Source organism: Mesorhizobium sp. ES1-6, assembly GCF_020164775.1.
Classification (GTDB): domain Bacteria; phylum Pseudomonadota; class Alphaproteobacteria; order Rhizobiales; family Rhizobiaceae; genus Mesorhizobium.
On record NZ_JAIUGU010000005.1, the window covers coordinates 223373 to 237089 of the forward strand.

General features: G+C 64.1%; 16 protein-coding genes. 10 read left to right on the top strand and 6 right to left on the bottom strand.

Going from position 1 to position 13717, the window contains the following annotated elements; all coding sequences use genetic code 11:
• Nucleotides 1-355: 355 nt before the first annotated feature.
• Nucleotides 356-1066 (top strand): helix-turn-helix transcriptional regulator, encoded by a 711-nt coding sequence (locus LB564_RS15600; RefSeq protein WP_224539003.1) that lies wholly within the window; start codon nt 356-358, stop codon nt 1064-1066.
• Nucleotides 1063-1833 (top strand): helix-turn-helix transcriptional regulator, encoded by a 771-nt coding sequence (locus LB564_RS15605; protein ID WP_140704538.1) that lies wholly within the window; start codon nt 1063-1065, stop codon nt 1831-1833. The genes LB564_RS15600 and LB564_RS15605 overlap by 4 nt, the downstream gene beginning before the upstream one ends.
• A gap of 160 nt (nt 1834-1993) precedes the next feature.
• On the opposite strand, the gene LB564_RS15610 is transcribed toward LB564_RS15605, so the two are convergent.
• From LB564_RS15610 to motA, 6 genes are read right to left on the bottom strand one after another with little or no spacing between them, the layout of a single operon-like run.
• Complete coding sequence (locus tag LB564_RS15610) at nt 1994-2428, bottom strand: hypothetical protein (RefSeq protein WP_224539005.1); 435 nt, start codon at nt 2426-2428, stop codon at nt 1994-1996.
• On the bottom strand, nt 2425-3507 hold the full coding sequence (gene flhB / locus LB564_RS15615; RefSeq protein ID WP_224539007.1) for a flagellar biosynthesis protein FlhB: 1083 nt from the start codon (nt 3505-3507) through the stop codon (nt 2425-2427). Before flhB ends, LB564_RS15610 begins: the two co-directional genes overlap by 4 nt.
• A gap of 3 nt (nt 3508-3510) precedes the next feature.
• Complete coding sequence (locus tag LB564_RS15620) at nt 3511-4524, bottom strand: flagellar motor switch protein FliG (protein WP_224539009.1); 1014 nt, start codon at nt 4522-4524, stop codon at nt 3511-3513.
• Between the two features lie 43 nt (nt 4525-4567).
• A complete protein-coding gene (fliN, locus tag LB564_RS15625; protein ID WP_140704531.1) occupies nt 4568-4954 on the bottom strand; it encodes a flagellar motor switch protein FliN in 387 nt (128 codons plus the stop codon).
• A 17-nt stretch (nt 4955-4971) separates the two neighbouring features.
• A complete protein-coding gene (locus LB564_RS15630) occupies nt 4972-5919 on the bottom strand; it encodes a FliM/FliN family flagellar motor switch protein (protein ID WP_318012809.1) in 948 nt (315 codons plus the stop codon).
• Nucleotides 5920-5951: 32 nt separating this feature from the next.
• Entirely contained in the window at nt 5952-6827 is an 876-nt protein-coding gene (motA, locus tag LB564_RS15635; RefSeq protein ID WP_224539013.1) for a flagellar motor stator protein MotA, read from the bottom strand.
• Nucleotides 6828-6965: 138 nt separating this feature from the next.
• Here motA and LB564_RS15640 point away from each other — a divergent pair, with 138 nt between their 5' ends.
• The 8 genes from LB564_RS15640 to flgG all read left to right on the top strand — a co-directional run bounded on the left by LB564_RS15640 (nt 6966) and on the right by flgG (nt 13714).
• Nucleotides 6966-8783 carry a DUF1217 domain-containing protein gene (locus LB564_RS15640; protein WP_224539015.1) on the top strand — a complete coding sequence of 606 codons (1818 nt, stop codon included), beginning with the start codon at nt 6966-6968 and terminating at the stop codon, nt 8781-8783.
• A 2-nt stretch (nt 8784-8785) separates the two neighbouring features.
• Entirely contained in the window at nt 8786-9511 is a 726-nt protein-coding gene (flgF, locus tag LB564_RS15645; protein ID WP_140704525.1) for a flagellar basal-body rod protein FlgF, read from the top strand.
• A gap of 1 nt (nt 9512) precedes the next feature.
• Nucleotides 9513-10913 (top strand): flagellar protein export ATPase FliI, encoded by a 1401-nt coding sequence (fliI, locus tag LB564_RS15650; RefSeq protein ID WP_224539017.1) that lies wholly within the window; start codon nt 9513-9515, stop codon nt 10911-10913.
• Nucleotides 10894-11727, top strand: a complete 834-nt coding sequence (locus LB564_RS15655) for a hypothetical protein (RefSeq protein ID WP_224539018.1) — start codon at nt 10894-10896, stop codon at nt 11725-11727. Before fliI ends, LB564_RS15655 begins: the two co-directional genes overlap by 20 nt.
• Nucleotides 11728-11795: 68 nt before the next feature.
• Nucleotides 11796-12176 (top strand): flagellar basal body rod protein FlgB, encoded by a 381-nt coding sequence (gene flgB / locus LB564_RS15660; protein WP_224539020.1) that lies wholly within the window; start codon nt 11796-11798, stop codon nt 12174-12176.
• Between the two features lie 2 nt (nt 12177-12178).
• On the top strand, nt 12179-12595 hold the full coding sequence (flgC, locus tag LB564_RS15665) for a flagellar basal body rod protein FlgC (RefSeq protein ID WP_140704517.1): 417 nt from the start codon (nt 12179-12181) through the stop codon (nt 12593-12595).
• Complete coding sequence (locus tag LB564_RS15670; protein WP_181173643.1) at nt 12592-12915, top strand: flagellar hook-basal body complex protein FliE; 324 nt, start codon at nt 12592-12594, stop codon at nt 12913-12915. The genes flgC and LB564_RS15670 overlap by 4 nt, the downstream gene beginning before the upstream one ends.
• Nucleotides 12916-12925: 10 nt before the next feature.
• Nucleotides 12926-13714, top strand: a complete 789-nt coding sequence (flgG, locus tag LB564_RS15675; RefSeq protein ID WP_140704515.1) for a flagellar basal-body rod protein FlgG — start codon at nt 12926-12928, stop codon at nt 13712-13714.
• Nucleotides 13715-13717 lie beyond the last annotated feature (3 nt).

The following is a 13717-nucleotide window of genomic DNA, read 5'->3' on the forward strand; positions in this document are numbered from 1 at the left end:
CCCTATGCGGCTCGACGTCTCTGCCCATGGAAAGGCGCGGAAAACGACCCCTGAGTCGCGTATCGAGTCCGCCGGATTCGATTTTGTCAAATCGCGTTTGATGTCGGATTCATCTGCGGGTAGATTAGACCCGAATCAGCCGGTCCTCGGGGGGCGCGGCGACCACCCAAAGTCTCACGTTCCGGACTTTTTCCGGCGCCAGACGCGGACGTCTTCGCGTTCCCTGAATGGATTCCGTCTGATTGGGCGCGGCCCCGCGCCTCGTGTGTGTCTCGTAAAAGTAACGCGTTTTCGAGTTCGGCGGCTGGCTCTCCAGCAACCGGACATCAGAATCGATTCCGGCCAAAAGCAGCAGATGAGCAGTCCCGCCGCGCCTCTACAATCCGACACATTGGGCTCGCGCCTGACGTCGCGCGGTGATCTCACCTCCTTCTTCATGGAGCTGACCGCCGAGATCGGCGCCGACAGCTACATGCTGGTCGCCATCGTCCATGACCAGGACCGCAACGATGCGCGCATCGTTTCCTCGAACTGGATCTTCGACGCCATCGAACTGATCGGCAAACGGCTGATCGCCGGCCTCGCCCAGGGCCCCCTCACCGCGGCGCCCGGTATCCGCCCGACACCGCTGGTGGCGGCCCAGGCGCCGGATTCCGACGGACTGGTCTCGGGTGAAGAGGCCCGGCTCCTCGACGTACTCGGCCATGCCGAAATCTATTCATTGCGGCTGAATGTCGGCCGCCAGCGCCTGTTCGCCTTGTTCTCGGCGGCGGCCGCCGGCCGGATCGACCAGCCCGCGCTGATGAAGGCGCAGCTGAAATGCTGCTACGCGCTCTCGCACATTCCGCAGTTGATCGCGGCCGCGGCCATGCAGGATCCGCTGTCGGATCGCGAGCGTGAATGCCTGTTCTGGGTCTCGGAAGGCAAGACCACCGACGAGGTGGCGGTTATCCTCGGCGTCTCCTCCAACACCGTCAACAGCTACATCACCCACGCCATCCAGAAATTCGCGGCCTCGAACCGTGCGATGGCCATCGCCACGGCGATCAGGAGTGGCATCATATGAAACACGCCGACATCAAGGACGCCGCGGAAGCCCTTTTCAACGAGCAGCGCAGCCCGTTCGGCGCCTTCTCATTGGGATCCGAAACCCATCACGCCGTCACCATTCCCGATGCCGTGCGCCGCTGCCGCTGGATATCGGTCGACATCAACGCCTCGGCCTTTGGCCTGTTCTTCGTCAGCCCGTCGCCCGAACGCGCGCGGCTGGTCCCGTGCTTTGATTCCGACTATCCCGGCATCGCGGTGGCGACGAAGTTCATCGCAGGCGCCAATGGCGAGGAGATCGTGCGCCATAGCCGGATTTCGACCGAGCCGCGCTGGTGGACGGATGATGGCGTGGCGGCCATGGCCGACATGTTCGGCAATCTCGCCTGGACCGGGCAGATGGCGCCGCTGACACCCGGTTCGAGCGGCATTGCCTTTCCTGTCCATGCCGATCGCGGACAATGCGGTCTCGTCGTCTTCCTCGGATCGGAGATCGCGCTGCCGCAGGATGCGCTCTACGAGATCCACGCTCGCTGCTTCTCGCTGTTCGCCGCCGTCGCGCGCATGCGTCCGGGCGACGCCGGCAGAATGCGCTCGATCTCCAAGCGCGAACTCGAATGCCTGAAGCTGACCGCCAACGGCAACACCAGCGAGGAGATCGCGCGGCTCCTGAAACTGTCGGTGCACACCGCCAACCAGTACCTCACCCAGTCGACCCAGAAGCTCAACGCCGTCAACCGCAACCAGGCGGTCGCCAAGGCGCTGCGGCTGGGGTTGATCGAGTAATAAAAAGATGAGCCTCTCAAGGTCTGTTGAGATTCAGGTCAGGCCGAGTCGAAAATGGTGGCTTCCGAGAACCGGAGCGGAGCGTACTTTTCGTACGTGAGCACCGGAAGCGCAGGGAGTTGCCATTTGCAGGCCGGCCTCACCTGAATATCGACAGACCTCAGAAGGCCAGCGGTTCGACCTTGCGGATACGAGCCTCTTCGACCACCGCTTCCAGCAGCGCCGTATTGTGCTCGGGATCTTCGCCGGGCTTTTCGAACGACACGTAGTTGACCGCGACCGTGTTGCCGGTCTCGCTCAGCGTCAGCTGGAAATAGACGGTCACGCCGGGCGGCCTGAGCTCCAGGTCGAGCACGATGCGCGGGCTGCCGCTCCAGTCGACATGCGCCTCGCCGCCATGGCCGAGCCTCAGCGTACCCGGCTTGAAGAACAGCTCGGCCGCTGAATCGACCAGGTCCGACAGGCAGGCGAAATGCTCCAGCCGGATGAAGGCGATATAGTCGGCGACGTCGATCAGCCTGAGTTCCACCACCACCTGCTCGATGGCGCTGGCGACGATGATCTCGCGGGATTTTGCGTGCGGTTGGCGGTTCATGAAATCTGTCTGCGCTCAGCCTTTTTCGAGTAGACGATCCGCACCAGTTCGGCGACGGCCTGGTAGAATTGTGACGGGATCACATTATCGACCGAAACTTGCTTGTACATGGAGCGGGCGAGCGCCACGTCCTCGAAGATCGGGATGTTATGCTCCTTGGCGATCTCGCGAATCTTGAGCGCCACGAGATCCTGCCCCTTGGCCACGACGAGTGGCGCCGAATCCTCGTCGCGCACATATTTCAGCGCGATCGAGAAGTGGGTGGGGTTGGCGATAACAAGCGTCGCGCGCGGCACCGCCGTCATCATCCGCTTGCGCGCCCGGTCGCGGGCCAGCGAACGCAGACGCGATTTGACGATCGGGTCGCCCTCGGACTGCTTGAACTCGTCCTTGACCTCCTGCTTGCTCATGCGCAGATCCTGCTTCCAGTGGAAGCGCGACCAGACGATGTCGATCGCCGCGATCAGTCCCATGACGAAGACGATCGCCACCAGGATGTCGACGGCGATGCCGCGGATGACGAGGCCGAAAGCGACCGGATTGGTGATCATCCCGGCAAGCAGCTTGCGGTGATCCTCCGACAGCGTGAAGGTGAGCACGGTGATAGCGAAACCGACTTTTGCAATGGATTTCAGGAACTCGACCCAGCCCTGGGCGCCGAACATCCGGTTCCAGCCCTTGACGATCGATATGCGCGACATCTGCGGCCTGATCCGCTCGCCGACGAATTGCGGCATGTTCTGCAGCACCGAGGCGCCGATGCCGGCGACCGTCAGCAGCACCAGCAGGCTGACGACGGCACGGCCCACTTCCAGCATGACGATCTTGTAGAGCTCGATGACATCGGTCTCGGTGTCCATCGGCCAGGCCTCGGGCTTCTCCAGGAACATCGACAGGAACATGCCGAGCTCGACGATGGCGTCCTTGGCATAAAAGACCGTGAACACGAGTATGGCGACAAAGGAGGCCAGGATCGCGGTTTCCCTCGAATGGGGCAACTTGCCCTGTTCGACGGTGTCACGGATCTTCTTTTCCGTCGCCTCTTCGGTTTTCGAGTCCTTGTCGACGGCTTCGGCCATGCCTTAGGCGGCGTTCTGCGTCGAGGGAAGTTCGAATGCGCCTTCGCGCGACAGCCGGATGGTCGTCGTCACGATCGTCTTGCGGGCCGCCATGATGTCGGCGGCGGGGACGCCCTCCGACCCTTGCCCGAGTTCGGCCTCGATCATGCGCCGCGAGCGCGCACCGATCGCCGACAGCACCGCTTCGGCCAGTGCCGCCGACGTGCCGCGCAGTGCCAGTGTGACAAGCTCGGTCGACAGCCCGTCGAACAAAAGCACGCGCGCCTTCTGGGTGAGCAGCGGCAGGTCGTCGAACGCGAACAGCCGGGCCCGCACACCGTCGAGGTCGGGCGTGCCGGCGGCTTCGAGATCCTGCATGACCTCTTCGAGCAGGGGCTTCTCCAGCTCGTTGAGCACACTGGCGACGCGCGCCTGCCCGGCCGACGTGTCCTTGGTCGAAGTATCCGACAGCACGCTGGCGCGCAGCCGGTTCTCGACGATCCTGGTGGCGGCGGGCGGCACATTGGCCATCGTGACCATGCGCTTGATGATTTCGCCGCGCATCGGCTTGGTCAGCGTCAAAAGCACGCTCGCGGCCGCCTGCGGCGCCAGCTTCGACAGCACCATGGCCGCCGTCTGCGGATGTTCGCCCGCCAGGAAGGCGCCCAGCCGCGACGGTTCGAGCTTTTCGAGGTCGGGCCAGATCGGCGGCGGCCCTTCGGGTGCGGCCTCCGGCTTCTTGTTGCCCATGATGGCGCTCATCTCTTCGGGCGAAAGAGACTCGTTGAGGATCGTGTCCATCCTGTCGGCGGAATCGAGCAGCCCCGCTCCCTCGGTGAACTCGGCCTCGAATTCGGCGACGATGCGCTCGAGATCGCTCTGCGGAATGGTCCGGAGCAGCCGGGCGCCCTCGATCAGCGCCTTCAGCTCTTCCTGCTTGAAGAATTTCAACAGGCGGCTGGCGGACGGCTTGCCCATCGCCACCAATATGGCGGCCGCCTTCTGCGCGCGCGTCAGGGTCGTCAGCGGCGTCGTCATGCCTTGCGCCTCCGCTGCCACCGGCGAGCTCCGCGATCCATGTCTAGGCGCCCTTCGTGCCGGCGATGATCTCGGTCAGCCTGATGCCGAAGCGCGAAGGGTCGCTTTCGAGCACGGTGATCTCGCCACGTGCTATTTTGCGGCCGTTCACCACGACATCGACCGGCTCGCCGATGCGGCGGTTGAGCGCGACCGTCGACCCCTTCTGCAGCGCCATCAGATCGGCGACCGCCATCTCGGTGCTGCCGAGGATGATCTGGACATCGACGGGGATGTTCATGATGACGCTTGAATTTGCCGATGCCGCGGCCCTGGCCGCCATCTCGGGGCGCTGCTCTTCTTCGTGCAGGACCCCGCGCAATTCCTCGATGGCGCGATCGAGCTGCTCGTCCGGCTGGTCGGGCTCTGCTTCTACCTTGGTCTTGGCCATGCGTCGTCTCCAAAAGCTCAGGCGCGCCCGGCACCGGCCGGCATGAGCCCATCGATGAAATCCTGCCCGGCATCGAAAGGATGCCTGATTCGGACGGTGTAATTCTGCCCCAGTTTGCCGAACTCGCATACGAACAGCGTCTGGCCGCGCGCGCCGAGGCGAGCCCGTGATTGCGCCGTCTCGTCGAAATCGATGACCTGGCCCACTTCGAGTTTGGCGAGATCTCCAAGCGTCAGCCGCGTCAGCGGCATGGTCGCTTCGAGCGCCACGGTCGAGCGCATCACCTCTTCCGAAAAGCGCGCCCGCCAACTGGCGCCGGGATCGTCCTCGCCAACGCCGGCCGTGCCGTCACGGCCGGCCAGCACGATACGCTGCGGCATGGTCACCGTGATCGAGCCGCTGTCGACCGACGTCGAAATACCGAGGACGATGCGGATCGCGGCACCGTCGCGCAAGACGTGCCGCCTGGCCTCGATGCCCGACATGGCGCGCGGTACCGGCAGCCGCAGTTCGAGCGAGCGGCGCCCCGATCCGTTCAGCGCCTGCGCCACCTCCTGGAACACCATGGTAGAGACATCGGCCTCGATCGACGACAGGTCGCGCTCGATCGGCGACACCGGCATATCCGGGTCGCCGCCGAACAGCGTCGAGACGATGATCGCGATCGCCGGAGCATCGATGACGAGCGTCATCGCGTCCGAGGACGCCTGCGAGCCGACCACGGTCATGGCGAAGGTCTCGCCGGCGCGCGACCGCGCCTCGGGGACACGGCTGACCTCCACGGCCCTGAGGTCGACGATCACGGGAGCGCCAAGCTCGCTCGAGAGCGCCTTCTGCAGCAGCGGCACGGCGCGTTCGGCCATGGCGCGGCCGGCGTCGATGACCTGGTCGGCCTCGCCGCTGTCGCCGACCAGACGCTCGATGATCAGCGAGCGCGCTTGCGCGGGACTGCCCGGACTGGTCATGGCCGCGTTGGCACCGATCTGTCGCGCATCGCTCAAGCGGCCTTCTTCTCGGCGGTGCCGGTGTTCATCGTGCTTTGCTCGACGGCATCGATGGTCGGCCGCTCATAGGAGGAGATGGTCTTGCGGCCGAACTCGATCGCCACCTGCGGCAGGGCGCCGTTCATATAGGCCAGCAGCGTCTGCTTGACGATGATGTAGAGGCGGTTCTTCTTCTCGCGCACCGTCTTGATCTTGGTGGCGACGGGTCCGACCACGGCATAGGACAGGAAGATGCCGAGGAAGGTGCCGACCAGCGCGGCGCCGATCAGGCCGCCGAGAATTTCCGGCGACTGGTCAAGCGCGCCCATCGCCTTGACCACGCCGAGCACGGCCGCGACGATGCCCAGCGCCGGCAAGCCGTCGCCGACCGCGACCAGCGCGTGATAGGCCTTCATCTTGTCGGACTTGATGGTCTGGATTTCCTCGTCCATCAGCGCCTCGATCTCGTGCGAACGGGCATTGCCGATGATGATGATGCGGCAGTAGTCGCAGATGAAATTCATCAGGTCGTGGTTCTTGAGCACGGTCGGAAAGGCCTGGAAGATCGCCGACTCCTCCGGATTGTCGATATGCGCCTCGACCTCGCTGCGCGACTTGGAGCGCAGCTCGCGCATCAGGCTGTGCAGCACGCCGAGCGTTTCCAGATAGTCCTGCTCCTTCGGCACCGCCTGTTTGAAGGCTTCCAGGATACCCCTGCCGGTATCCTTGACCGTCTTCATCGGATTGGCGACCAGGAAGGTGCCGAGCGCCGCGCCGCAGATGACCACGGCTTCCCACGGCTGGACCAGCACGTGCAGATGCCCGCCCATGGCCATGAAGCCGCCGAGGACGCAGCCGAGCGTCACCACAAGTCCAATCAGAATGCCCACGACCGGTCCTTCCGCATTTCACGTCGAGCAAGGGATAGTCCCCGTGCCTTGTGTGAGGCTTGAATCCGAACGCTGGACGCGATTCAGTTTCGCGCAAGGAAGTGGGCTTATTGTGCTGGCATAGCTTCGGCCGGAGGCGTGCACTTGCTCAGTACCTATACCAGCTACCAGTTGATCACCAAAGACATCAACAAGTCGATCGACCGCATCGAGCAACAGCCGACGGTCGATCGCGAGACGCAATATTATCTGGCCAACATCACCAAGGTGAAATCGATCGACGATTTCGTCAAGAATGACCGGCTGTTCAAATACGCCATGAAGGCCTACGGGCTCGAGGACATGGCCTACGCCAAGGCGTTCATGGTCAAGGCGCTCAAGGAAGGCGTCACCGATCCCGACAGTTTCGCCAACAAGCTGACCGACAAGCGCTACGCCGCGTTTGTCAGCGCCTTCAACTTCGCCGCCAACGGCGCCAATGCGACCATCTACAACAAGGCCCAGCAACTGGTCACGGGCAACTATGCGCTGCAGGTCCAGATCGGCGCCTCGCAAACGGGGCTCGCTTACTACCAGAGCGAAACCTCTTACTACGTCACCAACATCTCCAAGGTTAAGTCGATCGACGACCTGATGGGCAACAGCCGTCTGCTGACATACGCGATGGCCGCGTTCGGCCTGGACGCGGAGACCGAACCGGCCGCAACCGTCAGGGCGATGCTCGAAGGTGGCGTCAGCGACCCCAACAGTCCCGCCAACAAACTGACCGACAAGAGCTACGCCAACTTTGTCTCGGCCTTTGACTTCGCCCAGTATGGCGACCAGACGACCACGCGCGATGCCGTCCAGCAGGCGGTGCCGCAAGGATATGTGGCCGGAACCGGACTGAAATTGGTCGAGCCGAGCGCCGAATATATCAAGGGCGAGGCGGACTATTACGCGGCAAACATCTCCAAGGCGAAGTCGATCGACGACCTCATGGCGGACAAGCGGCTGCTCACCTTCGCCATGGCTTCCTATGGATTGGATGCATCGACCGAAACGCCGTTGCAGATCAGCACGATGCTGGCGGGAGGCGTCAGCGATCCGAACAGCCCGGCAAACAAGCTGACGGACAAACGCTACGCCAACTTCGTCACGGCGTTCAACTTTGCCCAATATGGCGACCAGACAACGTCGCGCGACGAGGTGCTGAAAGACACGCCGAAGATCTACACCACGGGGTCGACGCTTGGCTTGATCCCGCCCAACGCGGATGCCATCAAGTCGGAGACCGCCTACTACCTTGCGAACGTCACCAACGTGAAATCCATCGACGACCTGATGGCCAACAGCCGCTTGTACAATTATGCGCTGTCGGCTTACGGACTCGATCCGGCGACGGAAAGCAAGGATCTCATCCGCAGCGTCTTGGCCGGCGGCGTTCGCGACGCCGACAGCGTCGCCAACAAGATGGCGAACAAGGCCTATGCCGGGCTCGCCACCGCCTTCAACTTCGAACAATACGGCGAGGCCGCCACCACCATCAATGCCGCGCAGCAGCCGACCGTCGACAAGTACATGCGCCAAACGCTGGAGGAGGATGCCGGCAAGACCAATGAAGGCGTGCGGCTGGCGCTCTATTTCAACCGCAAGGCGCCTGACATCACCAGCTGGTACGACGTGCTGGCCGACACCGCGCTCGCCAGCGTGGTGCGCACCGCGCTCGGACTGCCCGATTCCTTCGCCACCGCCGACATCGACAAGCAGGCGCAGCTGTTCGAGCAGAAGCTCGACCTCTCGGATTTCACCGACCCCGTGAAACTGAACAAATTCCTGACCCGCTTCACCAGCATGTACGAGATCAACAACCCGACCTCGCCGGCGGTGACATCGATCAGCGTGCTTTTCGCCAAACCGGTCACATCGGGCATATCCACCGACCTGATGATGGCCATGCAGAAATTGAAGTTCTGATCATGCGAGACAGTCTCTACGTTGCCCTCTCCGCGCAGATGGCCCTCGAGCGCCGGCTCGACACGATCGCCGACAATGTCGCCAACGCCAACACCGTCGGCTTTCGCGCCACCGGCGTGAAGTTCGAGGACGTGGTGTCGGGTACCGGGCAGAAATCGGTTTCGTTCGCCTCCTCCGGCAAGACCTTTCTGTCTGGAGCCCACGGCGCCATGACCGAGACCGGCAACCCGTTCGATTTCGCCATCCAGGGCGACGCCTGGTTCGCCATCGACACGCCGGCCGGCACCGTCATGACCCGCGACGGCCGCTTCTCTATGAACGAGAATGGTGAGCTGATGTCGGTGGAGGGCCACCCGGTGCTCGACGCCGGCGGCGCGCCGATCCAGCTCGATCCCCGCAACGGTCCGCCCAAGGCTGGCTCCGACGGCTCGCTGCGCCAGAACGACCAGCTCGTCGGCTCGATCGGCCTCTACAATTTCGACCCGGGCGAGAACTTCGTGCGCTACGGCAATTCCGGCATTGTGCCAGCACGCACGCCCGAGCCGGTCACCGACCGCTCCGACATCGGCGTCGCCCAGGGTTTCGTCGAGGAATCCAACGTCAATCCGGTGCTGGAAATGACGCGGTTGATCATGGTCCAGCGCGCCTTCGAGAACACCGCCGCGCTGATGCGGCAGACCGATTCCTCCTCCGACGAGGCGATAAAGACGCTCGGCTCGAAGTCGTAGCATGTCGCCGGAGCAGCCATCCATTCGCGCACCCGAAAGACAGCTCCAGCCGGCGCCGGAGCATCGGCTTGCCGCGTTGGAGCGGGTTATCAGGCGCTTCGGCGACGGCGACGGGCTGGTCAAGCGCGGCGGCCTTGTCACCGAAGTCACATCGACGCATTACAAGGTACGCGGCCTGTCCGACTTCGCCAGGCTCGGCGACATTGTCGAGCAGCGCGGCCAGGCCGGCACGCGCCGCGGCGAGATCGTCAAGATCAGCCGCGACGAGATTGTGATCGCCCCCTTCGAGCGCAGCGCCGACGCCGGCATCGGCGATGCCGTGTTCCGCAGGGGGCCGCTGGCGGTTGCGCCGCACGCCTCGTGGCGCGGCCGCGCCATCGACGCGCTCACCCGGGCGATCGATGGCGGTCCGCCTCTGGTCAGGGGCGCCGACGTGTCGGCGGCCGGCGCGACACCCGGCGCCATGGCGCGGCAGCGCGTCGGCACCGCCTTCATGACCGGCGTCAAGGTCATCGACATCTTCACGCCGCTGTGCTTCGGCCAGCGCATGGGCGTCTTCGCCGGCTCCGGCGTCGGCAAGTCGACGCTGCTTGCCATGCTCGCCGGCGCCGACGCGTTCGACACCGTCGTCGTGGCGCTGATCGGTGAACGCGGCCGCGAGGTTCGCGAATTCCTCGAGGACACGATCGGCGACAGCATGGCCAAGACCGTCGCCGTCGTCGCCACCAGCGACGAGAGCGCCATGATGCGCCGGCGCGCGCCCGACACCGCCATGCGCGTGGCCGAACATTTTCGCGACCAGGGCCAGCGTGTGCTTCTGGTGCTCGATTCGATCACCCGCTTCGCGCACGCGCTGCGCGAGGTGGCGACGGGAACGGGCGAGCCGCCGGTCGCGCGCGGCTATCCCGCCTCGGTCTTCACCGAACTGCCCAAGCTGTTGGAACGCGCCGGACCCGGGGCCGAAGGCAAAGGCTCGATCACCGCCATCATTTCCGTGCTGGTCGATGGCGACGACCACAATGATCCGGTCGCCGATTCCGTACGCGGCATCCTCGATGGCCATGTCGTGCTCGACCGCGCGATCGCCGAACAGGGCCGCTATCCGCCCGTCAATCCGCTGTCGTCCATATCGCGGCTGGCCGGCAAGGCCTGGAGCGTCGAACAGCGAGCCCTGGTGACGCGGCTGAAATCGATGATCTCCCGCTTCGAGGACACGCGCGACATCCGCCTGCTCGGCGCCTATCAGGGCGGCGTCGACGCCGAACTCGACATGGCCGTGCGCCAGGTGCCCGTGATCTATGAGGCGCTGACGCAATCGCCCAGGGACCGTCCGTCCGCCGATCCGTTCTCCGACCTTGCCCGCCATCTCAAGGGAAAGCAGAATGCCGAACCAGGAGACTGAACGCCAGTACACCGAGCGCCTCCTGAACGAGATGATCGCCGAGGCGAACGCCGCCGAGCAGGCTCGGGCGGAGGAGGCCAGGCTCGCCAAGGCAAATGTCGCCAGCGCCATTGCCGCCAGGACCGCGGCTGTTCTGGCCAGGGCCGTCAAACCGGCTCTGCCGAGATCCGAACCCGTTCTGGTCCGGCCTTCCCATTCCTCAATGCCCATCGTTCCCGGTGTCAGCGCTCCCGAGATCACCCAGGCAAGCCGTGAAACGCTGATCGAAGACCTTTTTTCCGCCGCCGAATGGCCGCAACCGCCAAAGGCGCAATTTCCGAGATTGAGAAAGAAGGCGGACCGGCGCAGCGATCTTGTCATCGCCGCCCTCGGCGTCACCCTTGGCCTGATCTGCGCCCTGTTTCCCTGGTACATCTTCTTCAATCAGGACCAGTTCGGCGTGCAGGCGATCAAGTTCGGCGGCACAGGCACCAATTCGGGACGTGCGGGCGGCGGCGTGGTCGCCGAGCGAAGCGCGCCACTGACCGCCAAGGACGTTCCCAACGCCGGTGTCGACCTGTTTGCCACCGGCACGGTGCAGGACGATTCCAAATCGGAGCCGCCCGGCGACCAGCCCTTCCCCGCCGACATCGCGAAGTTTCGCATGGTCCATGTCGCCAACGGCCGGGCCATGATCGAGGACGACACCGGCCTGTGGATGGTCCAGCGCGGTTCGACGCTGCCGGATTCCAGCAAGGTATCGGCGATCGAGCAGCGCAATGGCAAATGGGTCATGCTCACCAGCGCCAACCAGGTGATCGAGCTTTCCCGGTAAGGCCGACCATCCGCAAGGTCCGCGCAAGACTGACGGCCTAGTCTTCGAGCACATGCCCGGAGATTCCCATGGAGCCCGTTTCCCTTTTCGATCTCGCCGCCAAGCAAGCGCAGTGGCTGTCGGTGCGTCAGTCGGCGGTCGCCGGCAACATCGCCAATGCCAACACGCCGGGCTACACGGCAAACGACGTCGAGCCGTTCGAGAAGGTGCTCGACCGCACCGCCGTGTCGCTCCAGATCACCGAGCCCGGCCATCTCGGCAACGCGGCGACCAATGCCGGCTTCTCCATCAAGCCGCAGGAAGACGACGGCGTGATCATGCCGTCCAAGAACACGGTCATGCTTGAAGACCAGCTTCTCAAGGCCGGCGAGGTGCGCCGCTCCTTCGAGCTCAACACGGCCATCGTCAAGGCATTCCACTCGATGATGATGATGGCGGTGAAGAGCTGATCATGGACGCACTGACCGCAGCCCTCAAAGTCGCAGCATCAGGCCTCGGTGCCCAGTCCGAGCGCCTGCGCGTGGTTTCTGAAAACCTCGCCAACGCCCAGTCGACAGGCACCACGCCCGGCGCGGACCCGTATCGCCGCAAGACCATCAGCTTCGTCTCCGAACTCGACCGGGCCTCCGGCAGTTCCACGGTCGAGGTGAACTCGATCGACCGCGACCCGAGCAACTTTCCCGTCGAATTCCAGCCCGGCAACGAGGCCGCCGACGAGAAGGGCTACGTCAAGATGCCCAATGTCAACGTGCTGATCGAAATGGCCGACATGACCGAGGCCAACCGCTCCTACGAGGCCAACCTGCAAGTCGTGAAGCAGGCGCGTGACCTCATTTCAATGACCATCGACCTGATGAGGAACCAATGATCGTCAACGGCATCGGCGCGCTTAACCTGAAGCCTGGGCTGGGCGACACGACGACCGACCTGCTGCAAGGCGGCGTTGCGCCGGCGGCATCGGGCAACCTCGGAACCTCTTTCGCCGAAGCGGTGGGCCAGGCCGCCTCCAAGACCGTGAACACGCTGCAGAATGCCGAGCAGGTATCGCTGCAGGCGCTCAAGGGCGATGCCGATACCCGCCAGGTGGTCGATGCCGTGATGAGCGCCCAGCAGGCGCTGCAAACCGCCGTCGCCATCCGCGACAAGGTCGTTTCGGCCTATCTCGAAGTCAGTCGCATGGGTATCTGAGGAGCAGGCCATGAAAGCACTCGCCATCGCCGCCACCGGCATGAACGCCCAGCAGACAAATCTGGAAGTCATCGCCAACAACATCGCCAACATCAACACCACGGGCTACAAGCGGGCGCGTGCCGAATTCTCCGACCTGCTCTACCAGGTCGACCGCACGCAAGGCGTGCCCAACCGCTCCAACGCCTCGCTGGTGCCGGAAGGCGTTTCGATCGGTCTCGGCGTCAAGACCACCGCCGTGCGCAACGTCCACACACAGGGCGAACTGACCAGCACCGGCAACAGTTTTGACATGGCGCTCACCGGCAGGGGCTGGTTCCAGATCGAGGGCGCCGATGGCGGCACGCTCTACACGCGCGCCGGCGCCTTCAACACCAACGCCACCGGCCAGCTGGTGACGGTCGACGGCGCCAGCGTCATTCCGGCCATCACCGTGCCGGTCGACGCCGTCGAGGTCATCGTCAACAAGACCGGCCAGGTCTTTGCCCGCATCGACGGTCAGACCGACCTGCAGAACCTCGGTCAGCTCCAGATCGTCAACTTCGCCAACGAGGCGGGCCTGGCGCCGCTGGGCGACAATCTCTTCCAGGAAACGACGGCTTCGGGTCCGGCCAATGTCGGCGTGCCCGGCGATCCCGGCTTCGCCACCATCCAGCAAGGCTATCTCGAAGCCTCCAACGTCGACCCCGTCAAGGAAATCACCGAGCTGATCTCGGCGCAGCGCGCCTATGAGATGAATTCGAAGGTCATCCAGGCCGCCGACGACATGGCCTCCGTCGTCTCCAAGAACATCAGGTAACGG